Source organism: Variovorax sp. 20P10.2.4, assembly GCF_058244205.1.
In genome coordinates, this window is the sequence record NZ_JBZAYE010000098.1 from 1 (window position 1) to 17,295 (window position 17,295).

Sequence of the window (17,295 nt, forward strand, 5' to 3'; positions counted from 1 at the left end):
AGGCCGAGCGCAACCTGGCGGCCGCCACCGCCCGCATCGGCGTGGCCACCGCCGAGCTCTACCCCAAGGTCGTGCTGGGCCTGTCGGCCAGCTCAGCGGGCTTCATGGACCGGTTCGGCAACCGCGAGTCGTTCAGCTACAGCCTGGGCCCGCTGATCAGCTGGACGTTGCCCACCAACGGCGTGGCCCGCGCGCGCATCGCGCAGGCCGAGGCCGCCACACGGCAGGCCGCGGCCCGCTTCGATGCCACCGTGCTCACGGCGCTGCGCGAGGTCGAGAGCGCCCTCGAGTCCTACGCCCGCGAACTGGACCGGCATGCGGCGCTGGCGGCCGCGCGCGACCAGAGCGCCGTGGTCGCGGCGCAGGCACGCGCGCTCTACGTCAACGGCAAGACCGCGCAACTCGACGCACTCGACGCCATGCGCACGCTGGCGGCCAGCGAGGCCGCCCTCGCGGCATCGGAGGCCCAGCTCGCCGACGACCAGTTCGCCGTGTTCATGGCGCTCGGCGGCGGCTGGGAAGGCGAAGGGCAGGACCGGCTCGCGAAGGTGGCGCCCTAGGCCATGGAGGACTTGCAGCAGCTCAAGGTCTTCGGCGAAGTCGTCGCCCGCAAGAGCTTCACGCGCGCGGCCGTCGCCTTGGGCATTTCCAAGGCCAGCGTCACCAAGATCGTGGCCCAGCTCGAGAAGGGCGTGGGTGTGCGGCTGCTGAACCGCTCGACGCGTTCGGTCACGCCGACCGACGCCGGCCAGACGCTCGCGCGGCGGCTGGTGCCGTTGTTCGGCCTGCTGCAGGAACTGAGCACGGAGTTGTCGGACTTCGCGGCGCATCCGCGCGGGCGGCTGCGGGTCGCGGCGCCGCACGGCCTGTCGCTGAGCCAGCTGGGCTGGCAGATCGAGGACTTCATCGCCGACCACCCCGACGTGCACGTGAGCATCCACCTGAGCAATCGCGACGACGACCTGGTGATGGGCGGCATCGATGTCGCTCTGCGCATCGGGCCCATCGAGGCCCGCGACGTCGTGGTGCGCAAGCTTCGGCCGGTGCCGCTGGTGCTCTGCGCGTCGCCGCGCTACTGGGCGCGCAGGGGCATGCCGTCGAAGCCCGAGGACCTGGCCCGGCACGACGTGCTGACCTACTCGCTGTGGGACGCTTCATCCCGGCTGCCCTTCCTGGTCGACGGCAAGACCCACTACGTGCCGGTGCGCAGCCGCCTCGATGCGGACGATGCCGCGCCGCTGATCGCGCTGGCGGTGAAAGGGCTCGGCGTCACCTGCGTGCCCGAGGTGCTGGCGCGCGCGCACCTGGGGTCCGGGGCCTTGGTGCCCGTGCTGAAGGATGCGATGCCGCCGACGATCTGGCTCTATGCGACCTACGCGCACCGCGACCACAAGAGCGCGGCGCTGCGGGCGTTCCTCGACTTCCTGACGTCGAGCGCCGGGGATCCGCCCGCGGCATCACTGCGCCAGACCCTCAGCGATTGAGCAGCACCATGGGCTTGATCGTCGGCGCGAGGGGGACGGTCGATGTGTTGGTGTAGCTGGCCGCGACGGGGTCGATGGTGCGGCGGTAGAGATTGGAAGAATCCACGAGATAGTTCACGCCCTCGCGCGAAGGATCGAAGGCCGTGGCGATGGGGCCGCGCAGCCCCCGGATCGCAAACGGGGCTCCCAGTGTGCCGGTGGTCGTGTCGGTGATCGCGCGCGTCTGCTGCACGTCGTTGGTCGTGTCGACCAGGCTGAGCATGCGTCCCCTTCCTTCGATGGCCAGGGAGGCCAATGCGGCTTCGAAGCTCTCCATGGCCAGGGTCAACGCCGTCTGCTTCAAGGCCCCCGTCGACGCGTCGATCGAGAAGGTACGCAGCCGTCCGCCCGGAACGAATCGGTGCCACGGGTTGGCGAAACGGGGACGGGCGTGTGCCGCTGCATGAAACGATGGGCCCGGCGGCACGACGTGGCGAGCCCGGGGCAGGGTCAGGAAAACGGGCGATGCTAGGGAGCACCGGCCGGCGAACCAATCGCCGAAAACAGGTAAATCGAGGCGCCCGTGGCGTTCCTTGCGAACGTCGGGCTGTGTTTTCACGCGTGTCGGCTGTGGTCGATCCGCGGGGGCTCGCGAAGAATCTCCTCCTTCTTTTTCGCCCCGCGAGCGCGCCGGGGCGGAGCGTTCTTTCCCCCTCGATTGAGTCTATGCAACGATCTTTTTGCGTGCGGCGTTTCCTCTTCGCCGCGTTCCTGTGCCTTGCCGTGACGTTGGGCGCTTGCGGTGGCGGCGGCAGCGGCGGCAACGGTTTCTTTCCCGGCGGAATTCCATCGGGCGGCGATCCCTCGGGTGGCGGTGACGTGCCGCCGCCGACCGAAGGCGAGGCCGCCAGCGTGGCCCGCCTGAATGCGATGGATCGCCTCGCGGACCAGTTCGAAACCATCACCGGCGGGCGGAAGAACGCCACGCCCGAGCAGTGGGAAGCGCTGCGCGCATGGACCGTCGCGCAAGCCGAGTTCGACGATGCCGGCGTCGGCGACGCGAGCCTCTGGGCCCGCTTCAAGGACGGGCGCTACTACCTGTTCTCCGACAACTGGCGCGTGCCGAAGAACCAGCCCGAACCGGAGCCCGCGCCCGACGAGGAGGACGCGGAACGCACCGGCCTGCGTTCCGCCGGCGCCGTTGCCGCGACCCCGGTGCCGTCGATCGTGCGTGCCATTCCGGGCAGCACGAAGGCCGTGCTGCTCGTCCACTCCGGCGCGCCCGCGCCCAATCCGAACGAATTCCGCTTCGGCGAGCCGCTGGTGCGTTCGATGAAGAAGGCGCTGACCGAGCGCGGCTACAGCGTGACGCGCCAGGCGATGACGGTGGCGAACGTCAAGGCCGTGGGCGATGTCGGCTTCCTGTACTTCAACTCGCACTCGGCCATGTACGGGCCCGGTGTGCAGAAGGAATTCGCCGTGATGCTGGACGACTTCGCCACCGTGCTCAACGATGCGGTGCACCGCAAGGACCTCGAGGAAGGCAACCTCATCTACCACCGCGAGCGGACGATCTGGCAGGCGATGGGCAAGGGCAATCCGCCGAAGCTCTCGTTCACCGACAAGTTCGTGCGCCGCTATCTGAAGTTCGCGCCGAACGCGCTGGTCATCACCTACTCGTGCAACAGCGGCAATGCCGAGTCGGCGAACTTCCGCAGCGCACTGAAGGCGAGCGGCGCGGGTTCGATCGTCGGCTGGGACGGCAGCTCCAACCCCAACGGCTACCCCGCCATCGGCCTGCTCGTCGACCGCATGGCCGGCGTCAACCAGTACAAACCCGTGGCCGTGCCGAACCGCTCCTTCGTCTTCAAGGACGTGATGGCCTATCTGCAGAAGCGCGGCCTGATGTCGTCGCCCGGCGTGGAGGACGACGACGGCCACATCACGCCCGATGCCTTCATCCGGGTCGATGGCGATCTCTTCACCAAGCTGGCGCCGGTGATCACGCACCTCGAGATGAAGGCCGGCAACCTGCTGGTGGTGCATGGCGATTTCGGCGATGAACCGGGCACGGTGACCGTGGGCGGCGTGCCGGTCAACGCGACGTGGGCACCGACGCAGATCAAGGCGGTGCTGGGCAACGCGACGCACGGCGCGGTCGTGGTGACGGCCAGGGAACTGCGCAGCAATCCGCGCCAGCTCGGCTCCTGGCAGGGCCGCGTCACCTACCAGAGCAAGCGGGTCGACAAGAGCTGCGCGGGCGCCACCTTCCTGGCCGACGTGAACGTGGACCTGCACCTGCGCGCCGACATGCAGGCGCGGCGCGAGGAGGTCGATGGCCCGCTGAAGAACAACAACCTCGTGATCGTTCCCGCCGACGACACCCAGGGCCAGTGGGCGGCGAGCGGCAGGTGCGTGCAGGGCGACGAGGTCGTGCTGGCGCACTCGGGATCGGGCGCGCTCGCGATGCGGCCCTTCGTCGACTTCGACGTGCTCAAGCCCTTCTCGGATGCGGTCTATGCCCGCCTCGACGCGGTGCAGAAGCGCCTGCACATCGCGGGCACCTTCGGCAAATCGAAGATGACCCTGCAGGACAGGGACCGGGTCACGCAGAGCGAACTGCAGGTCTGGTTGCAGCTCTCGGACTATTTCTATGACGGCAGCCCCAACTGGCCGCACGAAGAGCGCTTCCCCTATGCGTCCTACATCGCGCTCGATCCCAAGCTCGATGCCGCCGCGGGCGTGACCGACAGGCAGGAACCGTCGAACAACGGGATGAGCCTCAAGTTCCAGTGGGGCGCGATGCAGGTCTCGCCGGCCTTCGACGACAAGGTGGGCAACTGAGGCATCACCGCGATGCCGGCCGCGCGGCTCGCAGCATGTCGGTCGCCATGGCCGCCAGGACGTCGTGGTATTCCTGGGCGAGGCGCAGGGACGTCAGCAGCACGAGCGGCACCATGATCCGCTCGCGCAGAGGCCGGGGCTGCACGCCGGCATAGCGGTGCAGCGAGAAGGGCGCGGGCAGGCAGGTGCATCCGCGTCCCGATCCGATCTGCGCGAACACGTGCAGGGCATCGGGGCCTCCCGCCTCCTGCGACGGAACGAAGCCATGCGAGGCGTATTGCCGCGTGAACTCGTCGTACATGCGCGAGTTCTCGGCGCGAGCGAAGCGAAAGAAGGGCGGCAGCGCCTGCAGTTCGCGCACGGGGATGGCGCGCTTGCGCGCGAGCGCCGACGTGGCGGGCACGAAGGCCATCAGGGGCACCTCGCCGACCAGGTCGCCGCGCAGGCGATGCATCGAGGCAGGCCAGAGAACGATGGCGGCGTCCAGGTCGTTCTTGCGCAGCGCCGACATCGCGGCGATGGTCGTCGTGGTGCGCGCGTCGACACCGCTGGCATGGCCGCCTTCGACCAGGCTGTGTTCCATGGCCGCGAGGCCGTCCAGTTGCACCCAGTTCAGCACGCCCAGCCGCAGGCGTGGCAGTTGATGGGAGGCCTGCGTCACATCCGCGACTGCCGCGTCGAACTCCCCCATGAGCGACGAGAAGCGGCGCAGCGCCACCTCGCCCACCGGCGTCAGCCGCACGCCATGCGTGTTGCGGTCGAAGAGGCGAACGCCGAGTGCCGTTTCCAGCTCCGCGATCTGGCGCGACAAGGGCGGCTGCGTGATGGACAGCCGCTCGGCGGCGCGCCGGAAGCTGCGCTCCTGCGCCACGGCGAGAAAGCACTGGAGCTGCCGCACGCTGATGGGCCTGGTCATTCAAAAACGGTATCACAAAAATCGAAATTCCCTGGCGCCGCGCGCTTTCCTAGAGTGCGGATGCCCGAAGCGCGGCGATGGGCATCCATTTCATTGCAACGACGACCACTCCCCGATGAACCAGCAACCCTTGCGGCAGGCTGCCGCGAGCTATCACGCATGCGTCGAGTCCTGGCGCTTCGATCCGATCCTTCACTTCCAGGCTCGCCTGGGGACAGGCTTCGCGGTCGGCATCGAGGGCCGCCGGCGCGCGCCGCTGTACGCCTTTGCAGGCCGGCCCTGCCAGTTCCGCATGCAGGGTGGGGCTCCGCTCCAGGTGGAGCATGGCGACCTGCTGTTTCTTCCCCGCGGCGGAGCCCACCGCCTGTTCGACACGCCACATGCGGCGCCATTGCCCTTCGCTTCCATCGTCGCGCATCGATCGGCGCGCGAAGGACTGACCCACGCCGTTGACCTGGAGCCCGCCACTGGCGGCATGGCCCGCGAGGATCGGGAGCTGGCCACGGTGGTCAGCGGCAGCTTCTTCTGGAGCGAACGCCTGCAGGCGGAACCGCTGCTGGCACGGCTGCCCGAAGTGGTCCATCTTCGGCGGCGCAACGATGAATTGCCCTGGCTCGTGCCGATGATCGACCTGCTGCATTGGCTGTCCAACGTTCCCGAGGGCGGCCGTGGCGTGGGCATGACGGAAGCCGTCAATGCGCTGATCCGGCACGTCGTGCTCCAGCAACTGGGCCATGAGCACCATGAGCGCCACGACGAGCCCGTGCCGGCCGCAGCGCGCAGCGACGCCCGGCTGCTTCCCGCCCTGCACGCCATACACACGCGGCCGGAGCAGCAGTGGACGATGGAATCGCTCGCCGGCCTCTGCCACATGGCGAGGACCACCTTCGCGATCCGGTTCCAGCAACATACCGGCGTTCCGCCCATGGGCTACCTCGCCCGCTGGCGCGTGCAATCGGCGGCTCGCCTGCTGCGCGAGCAGCGGATGTCGCTCGACGAAGCGGCCGACCGGGTCGGGTATTCGACGGGCGCGATCCTGGCGCGGGCGTACAAGCGCGTGCTGGGGACCTCGCCGCGCGCTCGCGCGCAATCGCCGCGCTGAAGGCATGGCGGGTGAGTTCGAGCGGCGCAAGCGTGCCGGCGCATCCTCCTTTTGGAGGAGCCGAAACGGCCAGTCCGCGGAGGCGATTCAGCATGTAGCGCTTTAGCATTGCGAGGCAGTCGACGTGCGCTCGCACGCCGCGCGCACGAATGCAAAGGAGACCACGATGGCGCGATTCGACGAGGATCTCTACGCTGCATGGGCCGCGTCCGAGACCGCCCTCCACGACACCTTGCGCGAGCTCGGCCCCGAGGCCCCGCTGAGCGCTCTCAACGAGCTGGCCGAACTCAAGCTCGAGGCGAATCGGCGGTTCATGGACCTGTGGACTTCAGGCGCCGCGATCCCTTCGACGCCGGGCGGCGCGGCTCCCGGATAGTCCATTCGAGCTGAGGTTCAGCGGACTAGCGCGCGACCAGGTCGCGCCGCAGGCTCCAGATGCAGGCGCCCAGCTTGAGCAGGCGCTCCACCTTTCGATCGTAGGAATCCCAGGCCGGGTTCTCCTCGGCGATGAGCTCCGCGATGAACTCGAACGCATCGGAGGGGTTGAGGGCCAGTCCATCCCTTGCCATTGCCATGGAAGTGGCCAGAACATCAGTCTTTTTCATTACCTGAATTACGCCGAGCACCTCGGACTTGGATGTGTCCAGTTCGCAGGCACGCCTGCGAAGTGTGAAAAAGTCCACAACGCTGGCGCTTTCAGGGCCTCGAGGCGTCGAATGAGGCGTTGGCGAGGTGCGCGGTGGCGAGGTCCACGAAGGCGCGCAGACGCTGCAGCCGTCTCAGATCGCGGTGGTAGCCCACCCAGATGTCCCGGTGCGGCGGGTCGTCGCCCAGGTCCAGCCGGCGGATGGCGCTGTTCTGGTCTCCGACGGGGCGCGGCAGCACGGCGATGCCGATGCCTCTTGCGCACATCTGCGCCTGGACATTGCGGTTGTTCGACTGCAGCACGACGCTGGCATTCGGGAAGCACTTCTTGAGCCAGTCGATGTCGGGAAATGCACCGGTGGACGTGTCCATCGCGATCAGCCGGCTGCCCGTGCCGTCGCCTTCGATCGGCTCGGTGCTGTCGACCGCCACGTAGGCACCGTATCGCATCCGAAGCAGCCGCTTTTGCACGATGTCCGGCCCCTCGAAGGGGACGATGCGGAAAGCGACATCGGCCTCGCGCTGCGCCAGGTCGAACAGGCGCGTTCCCGTGAGGACCTCGATGTCGACGCGGGGATACTCACGCGAGTATTCGGCGATCACCGGCGGCAGGACGTAGGCGCCGAACCAGTCGGCCGACGACACCCGCAGCGTTCCGTCCAACGTGCGTTGCTTGCCGTCCAGCTGCCGCGCCATGGTCAGCGCGCTGTCTTCCATCTGCTCCGCGAGCGGCAGGATCGCCGTGCCTTCCTCGGTCAGCACGAAACCGTCGGCCGTGCGCTGGAAGAGCATCTGCCCTGTAGCCTCCTCCAGCGCGCGAAGCCGTCGCCCGACGGTCGGATGGCTCAGGTGCAGCAGGCGCGCGGCCGCGCCGAGCGTACCGGTGCGCGCGACCGCGAGGAAGATTCTGACGTCGCTCCATTCCATGTTCGGCACCCACAAAAATGAACGGCTGTCGTTCATCATATTCAGTTGCCGAACGATGATGAACTCCCGGAGACTACACGCAGTCGCGAGCTGCAGCCTGCTTGCGAGCCGTCAGGAGAGTCACATGGAAATCGGAATCGTCGGCCTCGGGGCCATGGGCCGCGAAATAGCGCGCAACCTGGTCGTCGCGGGCCATTCGGTGAGCGCCTGGAATCGCTCGGGTGGGCATGTCGACGGGGTGCGAATGGTCGAGACGCCGGCGCAGGCCTTGCAGGCGGACTTGGCGCTGACAATGCTCTCCGACGATGCGGCGATCCGCGGCGTACTGGTGGACACGGATCTGCTGGCTCGCGCACGGCCGGGGCTGGTGCATGTGGTCGCATCGACGATCTCCGTGGCGTTCGCGCGGGAACTGGTGGAACACCATCGCAGGGCCGGCATCGCCTACGTGGCCGCGCCCGTGCTGGGCCGCCCGGATGTCGCCGCGAAGGGCGAACTCAACGTGCTCGCCGCCGGCGCGCCTGCCGCGCTGGAAAAAGCGAGGCCGGCGCTGGAAGCGATCGGCAAGCGGATCTGGGACATGGGCGAGGAACCGCCCACGGCCTATGCGGCCAAGATCGCCTGCAACATGATGATCACGATGGCCATCGAGGCGATGGCGGAGGCCGTGGTTCTCACCGAGACGAACGGACTCGCGCGGGAGCGCTTCTTCGAACTGATCCTGGGGACGCTGTTCGGCTGCCGTCCCTACCAGACCTACTCGGGCAATATCGCCCGGAACGAATACCCGCCGGGCTTCAAGGCAAGCCTTGGCCTCAAGGACCTGCGCTTGGCCAGGGAAGCCGCGCCCGACACAGCGCATGTGCTGCCGATGCTCGATGCCGTCCATGGCCGCATGCGGCAAGCCGTGGATGCGGGCCTTGGCGATCGCGATTGGTCGGTCATGGCCCAAGTCACGCTGGCGCAGGACTGACGCCGATCCAGGGTCGGCGAACCATCTCGGCGCTCCCGGTCCAATTTTGTGGAGACGTCGCCCGCCAGTCCATGCGGACGCCGCTACTGCTGCCCGGTCAGCCAGAGCCCCGATTCGATCTGCGACCTCGCGGTGCCGATCAGCAGCTCGCGCATGCGCTCCGCGGCCGTCGACAGCGACTGGGTGCGCGCGCGGATCAGCGTCCACGCGACCTGCATGCCCGCGATCGGCGCGGCCGAGATCTGCTTGCGCAGCAGCGCCTGGTAGCAGCCCGAGTAGGGCAGGGCCGTGTAGCCGAGGCCCGCTTCCACGGAGCCCAGCAGTCCGCGCGAGGAGTTGGTCTCCATCACGATGTCCAGCGGCAGCCGGGCCTTGGCGGCCGCGGCCTCGATCATCAGCCGCAGGCTGTTGGGACGGCTGGTCAGCACCAGCGGCAGCGAGGACAAGAAGGACAGCTCGACCGGCGTCTTCATCGCGAGCTTCGCTTCCGGCGGCCCGACGAGGCACAGCGCCTCGGTCACGAAGGGCTCGTTCTCGAGCGAGGCCAGCGGCTCGATGTTGGTCACGACCGCGAGGTCGGCGTTGCCGGCCTGCACCATCGACCACGCGTTCATGACCGCGCTCATGGCCTCGAACATCCGCAGCGACACCTTCGGATAGGTCCGGTGGTACTCGCGCACCGCGGGCATGGTCACCAGGTGGAAGAGCGAGGGCGGCATGGCGACGGTCACGGTGCCGCTGGGCTCGTTGAAGGCGTCGCGCATGTCCTGGCTCAGCGAATCGAAGTCGCGCAGCAGCGATGTGGCCTTGGTCTTGAGCAGGCGGCCCGCGTCCGTCAGCGTCACGCCGCGCTCGGAGCGGTTGAACAGCGTCACCCCCAGTTCGTCCTCGAGTTGCTGCATCTGGCGCGACAAGGCGGGTTGCGCGATGTAGAGCACCGCCGCCGCCTGGGTCAGGCTGCCGATCTCGGCGATCTGCAGGAAATACTGGAGGCTCTTGATCTTCATGGGCGACGCGTCAGTCCCGCGAAGCCAGCCTGGCGATCTCGGCCGCGGCCTTGCGTGCGAAGGCCACCACCTCGGCCCGCCTCTCGGGGGCCAGTCGCTCGGGCACCGCCGCCACGCTCACCGCGCCGATGGGGATGCCCAGTTCGGTCACGATCGGGATGCCGATCGCGTTCATGCCGGGCATGACCTTGCCGTCGCTCAGGAAGAAGGTGGAAGAGGCCACGCCGGCGGCGCGCGTGGCCTGCACCTTCTCGCGCAGCCGATCGACCGAGATCTCGGGCGCATAGGGCACGTAGCGCGAGACGTTGGAACGCAGCACCTCGTCGACGTCGGCATCGGACATCGCGCTGAGGATCGCGAGGCTGCCCGCGCCGACGCCCATCGGCCGGCGATCGCCCACCGACATCGTGAGCGTGCGGATCGGGTACTCGCCTTCGTAGCGCGCGATGCACAGCGAGTCCCTGCCGTCGGGGATCGACAGGAACACCGTGTCCTGCGTCTCGTCGGTCAGGCGCGCGAGCGCATCGACGCTCGCGCGGCGCAGGTTGAGGCGCTGTCCGGCCAGTGCGCCGAGGCTGAAGAGCTCGAGCCCCAGGTAGTAGCGGCGCGTCGTCTCGTTCTGCGACAGCAGCTTCTGCTCGATCAGTGCGGCCAGCAGGCGCCGCACGGTCGGCTTGCTGAGGCCTTGGTCGCTCACCAGGTCGGTGAGGCGCGCGCCCGCGTCGCCGCAGGCGGCCACGGCCTGCAGCAGGCGCACCGCGCGCTCCACCGCCTGGGTGCCGGTGCGCGATTCAGTCAGTTCGGTCTCCTCGATGGGCGCGGTACTCATGCGGCAAAGGATACGACAGAGTCATCGTCGTTCTCGCGCGTGCCTCAGCTCAGCTTGCCCGTCGATTTCTCGAGCGCGGCCCAGGCCTCCTCGCCGAAGTTCTTCTTCCAGGTGTCGTAGAAACCGGCACCGCGCAGCGCCTCGCGGAACGGCGCGACATCGGGCTCGTTGAACTTCAATCCCTTGCCCGCGAGATCGGCGCGCACGCTGTTGTTGAGCTGCGCGAGGTCGGCGCGCTCCGCCATGGCGGCTTCGTTGATGTGCTTGGCGACGATGGGGCGCAGCGATTCGGGCAGCCGTTCCCAGGCGCGGCGGTTGGCGAGGAACCAGAAGCCGTCCCAGGCATGGTTGGTGATCGAGCAGAACTTCTGCACCTCGTAGAACTTGGCGGTCGAGAGGATCGACAGCGGGTTCTCCTGCGCATCGACGATCTTCGTCTGCAGCGCCGAGTACAGCTCGTTGAAGTTGATCGGCGTGGTGGCCGCATCCAGGCTCTTGAACAGCGAGATGAAGATCGGCGCCGAGGCGAGACGGATCTTCAGTCCCTTGAGGTCGGCCGGCTTGTCGATCGGGCGCGTGCTGGTCGTGATCTGGCGAAAGCCGCTGTCCCAGATCTTGTCCATGGCCACGAGGTTGGACTTGGCGATCTGGCCGCGCACGTAGGTGCCGAGGCTGCCGTCCATCGCCGACCAGACCGCGTCGTAGTTGGGAAAGGCGAAGCCCAGGCCGCTGATCGATGCGGCGGGCACCAGGGTCGCGAGGATCAGGCCCGACAGCGTCATGAACTCGATCGCGCCCGAACGCACCTGGCTGAGCATGTCGGTGTCCGAGCCGAGCTGCCCGTTCGGGAACACCTGCAGCTCCACGCGCCCGCCGGTGTCGGCCTTGATGCGCGCCGCTGCCTCGTTCGCGCGGACATTGAGCGGATGCGCCAGCGGCAGGTTGTTGGCGAACTTGCAGGTGAACTCCGGCGCTGCCTGGGCGGGCAGCGACACCAGCGTGGCGCCGGCGGTCGCGGCGCCGCCGATCAGCAGCGTTCTGCGTGTCATCGAACTCATGTCTGTCTCCTGTGGGGGGTGGGTCGTTGTGTGGTGCGCCTTGGCACTCTTCAATGGTCCACAAAATGGACCTATGGTTTGCACGAATCTGCAGCGCGATTTCATTCTAGATAATGCTTTCATTGCGGCGAGACGGGAGAATCCCGAACAAGCCAGTCCCAAAGTAGGTACACATAATGGACCATCAATCGAAAACAAGAGGCGCCACGGTCGTGACCGGCGGGGCTTCCGGCATCGGCCTGGCCACCGTCGAGCTGCTGTGGCAACGCGGGCAGCGCGTGGTCGTGGCCGATGCCAACGCCCGGGCCATCGATGCGCTGCGCGACCGCGCGGACCTGCCGCTGGACCTCGCCTGCCTCATGCCCTGCGACGTCACCGACGAGGCCGAGGTCGAGCGCATGTTCGAACGCGCGCAGGCGCGCTTCGGCCGCATCGCGGGCCTGGTGCAGTCGGCCGGCATCGGCGCGGAGATTCCCTTCCTCGACACGCCCACGAGCACCTTCCGCCAGGTGCTGGAGGTCAACCTGGTCGGCGCCTTCGTCGTCGCGCGCACCGCGGCGCGCCGGATGGCCGCACAGGGCGGCGGCGCCATCGTCAACATCGCCTCGGCCTCGGGCCTGGTGGGCAACGCGGGGCGCAGCGCCTACGGCGCCTCCAAGGGCGGGCTCATCACGCTGACCAAGGTGATGGCCGTCGAGCTGGCCGAGGCCGGGATCCGCGTGAACGCGGTCGCGCCGGGCGCGATCGAGACGCCGCTGGTGGCCACCATGCATTCGCCCGCCACGCGCGCCTCGCTGCTCGAGCGCATTCCCCAGCGGCGCTACGGCACGCCCCATCAGGTGGCGAGCGTCATCGCCACCCTGCTCGACGACGAGCTCAGCGGCTACTGCACCGGCCAGGTCATCGCCATCGACGGCGGCATGACGGCCGCCGGGCTGCTGGCCGCCGCGCGCCTGCGAGAGCCCTCCGAGGCCTCCGAAGCGTCCTGATTCCGACTTTCCATCCACTCCATCCCATAAAGGAAACCCACCATGCTGCCCTCCTCGAACACCGCCGTCGCCGAACGTCCGGCGCGACTGCGCGATGCCACGATCCACATCCACGACGTCGCTGCCGCCCCCTGGGTCGAGGCCGGCAAGCCGGGGCTGCACCAGAAGCTCGTGCGCGGCAACGAAGGCCAGGGCGAGTTCCTGGGCCTGCTGGGCTTCGACGCGCTGGTGGCCAGCGGTCTGCACCAGCACACCGGCGTCACCAGCAGCTACATGCTCGGCGGCTCGCTGACCGACCACTGGGACACCTACAAGGAAGGCGTCACCGGCATCAACCTCGAAGGCTCGACGCACGACGCCATGTGCTACTGCAAGACCTCGATGGTCAACCGCCTCGAGGCGCCGGTGCTCTATCCGCAGGACTTCTCGCTGCACACGCTGCACCATGGTTCGCGCCATGGCGACTTCGGCAATCCCGCGCCCGAACTCACGCCCACGCTGAGCATCGAGGTGGCGCGCGTGCAGGCGGTGCCGACCGCCGCGGCCGGTGTCACCCGCCGCATGATCTTCGACTACGGGCGTCCCGCGCAGCACGGCCGCCCCGGCGCCGCGGTGAACCATCGCCACGTCTGCCTCACGATGCTGCCGCGCTCGCGCGTGCCGGTCTTCAAGACCTCGGCGCTGACCGAGTTCTTCGTGCTCGGCGGCGAGATGACGATCGATGGCCGGCGCGCCGGCCCCGCCAACTTCGTGATCGTGGAGCCCGGCACCGAGGTCGCCATCGGCTCGGAGTTCGGTTGCACGCTGCTGGCCTGGGCCGACGGGCCCACCGCCTGGAGCGATCTCGAGGCCCCCGACCTGTTCGGGTTCTGATCCCGGCGCGGCGACCGCACCCGGGCCCCACGTCCTTCCCAAGAAAAAGATCGGCAGTGCCATGAACACCAACTCCCTGCATGCGGCCGCCGTGGATCCGCCGGCGCAGCGGTCGCACGCTTCCGAGGCCGCGGACTCGGGCTGGCTCCAGCGGGCGACCCGTACCGCGGTGCGCATCGTCGAGGTGCTGGCCTGCGTCCTCGTGGCCGCGGAGATCGTGCTGCTGCTGTGCGGCGTCGTCTCGCGCTACGTGTTCCGCCAGCCGCTGACCTGGTCGGACGAGCTGGCCTCGATCCTCTTCCTGTGGCTGGCGATGCTGGGCGCGGTGCTGGCCTTCTGCCGCGGCGAGCACATGCGCATGGCGGCGCTCGTCAACGGGCTCGACGAGCCCAGGCGGCGCTTCTTCGCGACGCTCGCCGTGATGGTCTGCGTGGCCGTGCTGCTGGCGCTGGCCTGGCCCGCGATCGAGTACGCGCAGGACGAGGCCTTCATCAGCACGCCGACCCTGCACCTGCCGAACATCTGGCGCGCGGCCGCCATGCCGGCGGGGCTGGTGCTGATGCTGGCCTTCGCGCTGCTCACCCTGCTGCGGCGCGAGCGTCTCGCGCACGTGGCGGGGGCGGTCGTGCTGCTGGCGGCCATCGCGGCGGCGCTGTGGCTGCTGCGCCCGTGGTTGATGGAGATCGGCAACTACCGGCTGCTGGTGTTTTTCGTGCTGCTGGTCGGCGCGGGCGTGTTCGCGGGCGCGCCGATCGGCTTCGTGTTCGCGCTGGCCACCGTGGCCTTCCTGGCGGTCACCACCTCCACGCCGTTGAGCGTGGTGGTCTCGCGCATGGACGAGGGCATGAGCCACCTGATCCTGCTGTCGGTGCCGTTGTTCGTGTTCCTCGGCCTCCTGATCGAGGCCACGGGCATCGCGCGCAGCCTGGTGTCGTTCCTGGCCGCGCTGATCGGCCACGTGCGCGGCGGCCTCTCGTACGTGCTGCTCGGCGCGATGTTCCTGGTGTCGGGCATCTCGGGCTCGAAGGCGGCCGACATGGCGGCCATCGCGCCCGGGCTCTTTCCCGAGATGAAGAAGCGCGGCGTGGACGAGGGCGACCTGGTCGCGCTGCTGTCGTCCTCGGGCGCGATGTCCGAGACCATTCCGCCCAGCCTGGTGCTCATCACCATCGGCTCGGCCACGGGCGTCTCGATCGCCGCGCTGTTCACCGGCGGCATCCTGCCCGCGGTGGTGATGGCGCTCGCGCTGGCCGTGGTGGTGGGGTTCCATTGCCGCAACGACATCGTCGATGCCGCGCCGGGCCTGCTGCGCTCGGCCGCCTACTGGCGCACGGTGCGCCGCACGCTGCTGCTCGCGTTGCCGGGGCTCGCGCTGCCGTTCCTGATCCGCGCCGCCGTGGTCGAGGGCGTGACCACCGCCACCGAAGTCTCCACCGTGGGCATCGTCTATGCGCTGGTGGCGGGCTGGCTCATCAACAAGGGCCTGCCCTGGCGCCGCCTCGGCGCGATGCTGGCCGAGACCGCCGCGCTGTCGGGCGCGATCCTGCTGATCATCGGTGCCGCCACGGCCATGGCCTGGGCATTGACCCAGTCGGGCTTCTCGCGCGACCTGGTGGCGGCGCTCGCCGGCGTGCCGGGCGGGCACTACACCTTCCTGGCGCTGTCGATCGTCGCGTTCGTGCTGCTGGGCTCGGTGCTCGAGGGCATTCCCGCGATCGTGCTGTTCGGGCCGCTGATGTTCCCGATCGCCAAGGAGATCGGCGTGCACGAGGTGCACTACGCGATGGTCGTGGTGCTGGCGATGGGCATCGGCCTGTTCATGCCGCCGTTCGGCGTGGGCTACTACACGGCCTGCGCCATCGGCCGCATCTCGCCGGACCGCGGCATGAAGGCCATCCTGCCGTACATGGGCGCACTGCTGGCCGGGCTGCTGCTGATCGCGCTCGTGCCCTGGATCTCGATCGGTTTCCTGTAGCGCCCCGGGGTCGCGCGAAGTCTTGGCATGGCGACCATGCCGAGACGGTATTTCCGCCGCGCGACACCCACCGATACGCTTGTCCCCATGAGCAGAACCAAGGAGACGAGCCAGATGATTCGCACACCGGGAGCGCCGGCATGAGCCGCCGCAAAGTCATCATCACCTGCGCGGTGACGGGCGCGATCCACACGCCCTCGATGTCGCCGCATCTTCCCATCACGCCCGAGGAGATCACGCGCGAGGCCCTGGCCGCGGCGCGGGCCGGCGCCGCGATCCTGCACCTGCATGCGCGCAATCCCGAGACCGGCAAGCCCGACCAGACGCCCGAGGCCTTCGAGCGCTTCCTGAGCGCGATCAACCGCCAGACCGACGCGGTGATCAACATCACCTCGGGCGGCAGTCCCTACATGCTGGTCGAGGAGCGCGTGAAGCCCGCGCTCACCTTCAAGCCGGAGCTGGCCTCGCTCAACATGGGGTCGACCAACTTCGGGCTGTTCCACCTGCTCGATCGCTACACGAAGTTCCGCTTCGACTGGGAGCCGGTCCACCTGGAGGCCACGCGCGACCTGGTGTTCCGCAACACCTTCAAGGACATCGAGTACATCCTGCAGACCTGCGCGAACAACGGCACCCGCTTCGAGTTCGAGTGCTACGACATCTCGCATCTCTACAACCTCAAGCACTTCCTGGACCGCGGCCTGGTCAAGCCGCCGCTGATGATCCAGTCCGTGTTCGGCATCCTGGGCGGCATCGGCAGCCATCCCGAGGACGTCGCCCACATGCGCCGCACGGCCGACCGGCTGTTCGGCGACCAATACCAGTGGTCGGTGCTCGGCGCGGGCGCTGCGCAGATGCGCATCGCCGCGATGTCGGTCGCGATGGGCGGGCACATCCGTGTCGGCCTGGAGGACTCGCTCTGGGCCGGCCCCGGCCGGCTGGCCACGTCGAATGCCGAGCAGGTGCGCCTGGCCTGCGAACTGGTGCAGGGCCTGGGCCTCGAGGTCGCGACGCCCGACGAGGCGCGCGAGATGCTCGCGCTCAAGGGCCGCCAGAGCGTCTCGTTCTGACAGCGGCGGCGCGTCCCGCGGCGCGCCGGATCTCTTTTTCTTTTCTTTTTTCATCCGTCGAACGGAGGATCGTTCATGAGCAAGGTCATGGTCGTGACCGGGGCGAGCCGCGGCATCGGTGCCGCCATCGCGCAACGCGCAGCCCGCGAGGGCTGGCAGGTGTGCATCAACTACCGCAGCGCGCACGAACAGGCGCGCGCGCTGGTGCGGCGCATCGAGGAGGAGGGCGGGCGTGCCGTCGCGATCGCCGCGGACGTCTCGCAGGATGCCGAGGCCGCGCGGCTGTTCCGCGAGGTCGATGCGCTGCTCGGGCCCGTCTCGGTGCTGGTCAACAACGCGGGCATCGTCGGCGGCCAGCGTGCGCTCGAGGCGATCGACGAGGCGCTGCTGTCCGAGGTCTTCGCGACCAACGTCTTCAGCGTCTTCCATTGCAGCCGCGAGGCGGTGCGCCGCATGTCGACGCGGCACGGCGGCACGGGCGGCGTCATCGTCAACATGTCCTCGGCGGCCGCGCGCCATGGCGGCCTGCCCGACGAGAGCTTCTATGCCGCGAGCAAGGGCGCGGTCGACAGCCTCACGGTCGCGCTCGCGAAACAGCATGGCCGCGACGGCGTGCGCATCAAC

General features: G+C 68.6%; 18 protein-coding genes. 11 read left to right on the forward strand and 7 right to left on the reverse strand.

Annotated elements, in window-relative coordinates; genetic code table 11:
- On the forward strand, nucleotides 1-560 hold a 560-nt coding region (locus tag AC27VN_RS12325; protein WP_490876712.1), incomplete at its 5' end, for a TolC family protein.
- Between the two features lie 3 nt (nucleotides 561-563).
- Nucleotides 564-1,484: a LysR family transcriptional regulator gene (locus tag AC27VN_RS12330; RefSeq protein WP_490876713.1), complete on the forward strand. Its 921-nt coding sequence runs from the start codon at nucleotides 564-566 to the stop codon at nucleotides 1,482-1,484.
- Here AC27VN_RS12330 and AC27VN_RS12335 read toward each other — a convergent pair.
- Nucleotides 1,474-2,082, reverse strand: a complete 609-nt coding sequence (locus AC27VN_RS12335; protein WP_490876714.1) for a hypothetical protein — start codon at nucleotides 2,080-2,082, stop codon at nucleotides 1,474-1,476. The genes AC27VN_RS12330 and AC27VN_RS12335 overlap by 11 nt on opposite strands.
- 125 nt (nucleotides 2,083-2,207) lie before the next feature.
- On the opposite strand from AC27VN_RS12335, the gene AC27VN_RS12340 reads away from it, so the two are divergent.
- The gene (locus tag AC27VN_RS12340) at nucleotides 2,208-4,307 is read left to right on the forward strand and encodes a hypothetical protein (protein ID WP_490876715.1); all 2,100 of its coding nucleotides are present in this window, start codon (nucleotides 2,208-2,210) and stop codon (nucleotides 4,305-4,307) included.
- Between the two features lie 4 nt (nucleotides 4,308-4,311).
- Here the strand turns inward: AC27VN_RS12340 and AC27VN_RS12345 are convergent, their stop codons facing one another.
- Nucleotides 4,312-5,223: a LysR family transcriptional regulator gene (locus AC27VN_RS12345; protein ID WP_490876716.1), complete on the reverse strand. Its 912-nt coding sequence runs from the start codon at nucleotides 5,221-5,223 to the stop codon at nucleotides 4,312-4,314.
- Between the two features lie 115 nt (nucleotides 5,224-5,338).
- Here AC27VN_RS12345 and AC27VN_RS12350 point away from each other — a divergent pair, with 115 nt between their 5' ends.
- Nucleotides 5,339-6,325, forward strand: coding sequence for a helix-turn-helix domain-containing protein (locus AC27VN_RS12350; RefSeq protein WP_490876717.1), 987 nt, complete (start codon nucleotides 5,339-5,341; stop codon nucleotides 6,323-6,325).
- Nucleotides 6,326-6,491: 166 nt separating this feature from the next.
- Nucleotides 6,492-6,701: a hypothetical protein gene (locus AC27VN_RS12355; RefSeq protein WP_490876718.1), complete on the forward strand. Its 210-nt coding sequence runs from the start codon at nucleotides 6,492-6,494 to the stop codon at nucleotides 6,699-6,701.
- Between the two features lie 25 nt (nucleotides 6,702-6,726).
- On the opposite strand, the gene AC27VN_RS12360 is transcribed toward AC27VN_RS12355, so the two are convergent.
- Both AC27VN_RS12360 and AC27VN_RS12365 read right to left on the reverse strand, forming a co-directional pair.
- Nucleotides 6,727-7,008 (reverse strand): hypothetical protein, encoded by a 282-nt coding sequence (locus AC27VN_RS12360; RefSeq protein WP_490876719.1) that lies wholly within the window; start codon nucleotides 7,006-7,008, stop codon nucleotides 6,727-6,729.
- Nucleotides 7,009-7,021: 13 nt separating this feature from the next.
- The gene (locus AC27VN_RS12365; RefSeq protein WP_490876727.1) at nucleotides 7,022-7,897 is read right to left on the reverse strand and encodes a LysR family transcriptional regulator; all 876 of its coding nucleotides are present in this window, start codon (nucleotides 7,895-7,897) and stop codon (nucleotides 7,022-7,024) included.
- A gap of 124 nt (nucleotides 7,898-8,021) precedes the next feature.
- Between AC27VN_RS12365 and AC27VN_RS12370 the strand changes: the two genes are divergently transcribed.
- A complete protein-coding gene (locus AC27VN_RS12370) occupies nucleotides 8,022-8,870 on the forward strand; it encodes an NAD(P)-dependent oxidoreductase (protein ID WP_490876720.1) in 849 nt (282 codons plus the stop codon).
- Nucleotides 8,871-8,953: 83 nt separating this feature from the next.
- Here the strand turns inward: AC27VN_RS12370 and AC27VN_RS12375 are convergent, their stop codons facing one another.
- From AC27VN_RS12375 to AC27VN_RS12385, 3 genes are read right to left on the reverse strand one after another with little or no spacing between them, the layout of a single operon-like run.
- Complete coding sequence (locus AC27VN_RS12375) at nucleotides 8,954-9,877, reverse strand: LysR family transcriptional regulator (protein ID WP_490876721.1); 924 nt, start codon at nucleotides 9,875-9,877, stop codon at nucleotides 8,954-8,956.
- Nucleotides 9,878-9,887: 10 nt separating this feature from the next.
- Nucleotides 9,888-10,706 (reverse strand): IclR family transcriptional regulator, encoded by an 819-nt coding sequence (locus AC27VN_RS12380; protein WP_208507444.1) that lies wholly within the window; start codon nucleotides 10,704-10,706, stop codon nucleotides 9,888-9,890.
- Nucleotides 10,707-10,750: 44 nt separating this feature from the next.
- A complete protein-coding gene (locus AC27VN_RS12385; RefSeq protein WP_490876722.1) occupies nucleotides 10,751-11,764 on the reverse strand; it encodes a TRAP transporter substrate-binding protein in 1,014 nt (337 codons plus the stop codon).
- A 176-nt stretch (nucleotides 11,765-11,940) separates the two neighbouring features.
- Between AC27VN_RS12385 and AC27VN_RS12390 the strand changes: the two genes are divergently transcribed.
- The 5 genes from AC27VN_RS12390 to AC27VN_RS12410 form a co-directional block, all read left to right on the forward strand.
- Entirely contained in the window at nucleotides 11,941-12,753 is an 813-nt protein-coding gene (locus tag AC27VN_RS12390) for an SDR family NAD(P)-dependent oxidoreductase (RefSeq protein ID WP_490876723.1), read from the forward strand.
- 42 nt (nucleotides 12,754-12,795) lie between these two features.
- Nucleotides 12,796-13,626, forward strand: a complete 831-nt coding sequence (locus AC27VN_RS12395) for a cupin domain-containing protein (protein WP_093345189.1) — start codon at nucleotides 12,796-12,798, stop codon at nucleotides 13,624-13,626.
- A gap of 61 nt (nucleotides 13,627-13,687) precedes the next feature.
- On the forward strand, nucleotides 13,688-15,601 hold the full coding sequence (locus tag AC27VN_RS12400; protein ID WP_490876724.1) for a TRAP transporter large permease: 1,914 nt from the start codon (nucleotides 13,688-13,690) through the stop codon (nucleotides 15,599-15,601).
- Between the two features lie 140 nt (nucleotides 15,602-15,741).
- The gene (gene kce, locus AC27VN_RS12405; protein ID WP_490876725.1) at nucleotides 15,742-16,671 is read left to right on the forward strand and encodes a 3,5-dioxohexanoate:acetyl-CoA acetone transferase; all 930 of its coding nucleotides are present in this window, start codon (nucleotides 15,742-15,744) and stop codon (nucleotides 16,669-16,671) included.
- 75 nt (nucleotides 16,672-16,746) lie between these two features.
- Nucleotides 16,747-17,295, forward strand: a 549-nt coding sequence (locus AC27VN_RS12410) for an SDR family NAD(P)-dependent oxidoreductase (protein ID WP_490876726.1), incomplete at its 3' end; no start/stop codon positions are given.

Excerpts from the sequence above, each read along its gene's own strand:
- AC27VN_RS12330 (WP_490876713.1), top strand. The coding sequence starts at position 564 with ATGGAGGACTTGCAGCAGCTCAAGGTCTTCGGCGAAGTCGTCGCCCGC.
- AC27VN_RS12345 (WP_490876716.1), bottom strand. The coding sequence starts at position 5,223 with ATGACCAGGCCCATCAGCGTGCGGCAGCTCCAGTGCTTTCTCGCCGTG.
- AC27VN_RS12350 (WP_490876717.1), top strand. The coding sequence starts at position 5,339 with ATGAACCAGCAACCCTTGCGGCAGGCTGCCGCGAGCTATCACGCATGC.
- AC27VN_RS12355 (WP_490876718.1), top strand. The coding sequence starts at position 6,492 with ATGGCGCGATTCGACGAGGATCTCTACGCTGCATGGGCCGCGTCCGAG.
- AC27VN_RS12365 (WP_490876727.1), bottom strand. The coding sequence starts at position 7,897 with ATGGAATGGAGCGACGTCAGAATCTTCCTCGCGGTCGCGCGCACCGGT.
- AC27VN_RS12370 (WP_490876720.1), top strand. The coding sequence starts at position 8,022 with ATGGAAATCGGAATCGTCGGCCTCGGGGCCATGGGCCGCGAAATAGCG.
- AC27VN_RS12375 (WP_490876721.1), bottom strand. The coding sequence starts at position 9,877 with ATGAAGATCAAGAGCCTCCAGTATTTCCTGCAGATCGCCGAGATCGGC.
- AC27VN_RS12380 (WP_208507444.1), bottom strand. The coding sequence starts at position 10,706 with ATGAGTACCGCGCCCATCGAGGAGACCGAACTGACTGAATCGCGCACC.
- AC27VN_RS12385 (WP_490876722.1), bottom strand. The coding sequence starts at position 11,764 with ATGAGTTCGATGACACGCAGAACGCTGCTGATCGGCGGCGCCGCGACC.
- AC27VN_RS12390 (WP_490876723.1), top strand. The coding sequence starts at position 11,941 with ATGGACCATCAATCGAAAACAAGAGGCGCCACGGTCGTGACCGGCGGG.
- AC27VN_RS12395 (WP_093345189.1), top strand. The coding sequence starts at position 12,796 with ATGCTGCCCTCCTCGAACACCGCCGTCGCCGAACGTCCGGCGCGACTG.
- AC27VN_RS12400 (WP_490876724.1), top strand. The coding sequence starts at position 13,688 with ATGAACACCAACTCCCTGCATGCGGCCGCCGTGGATCCGCCGGCGCAG.
- kce (WP_490876725.1), top strand. The coding sequence starts at position 15,742 with ATGAGCCGCCGCAAAGTCATCATCACCTGCGCGGTGACGGGCGCGATC.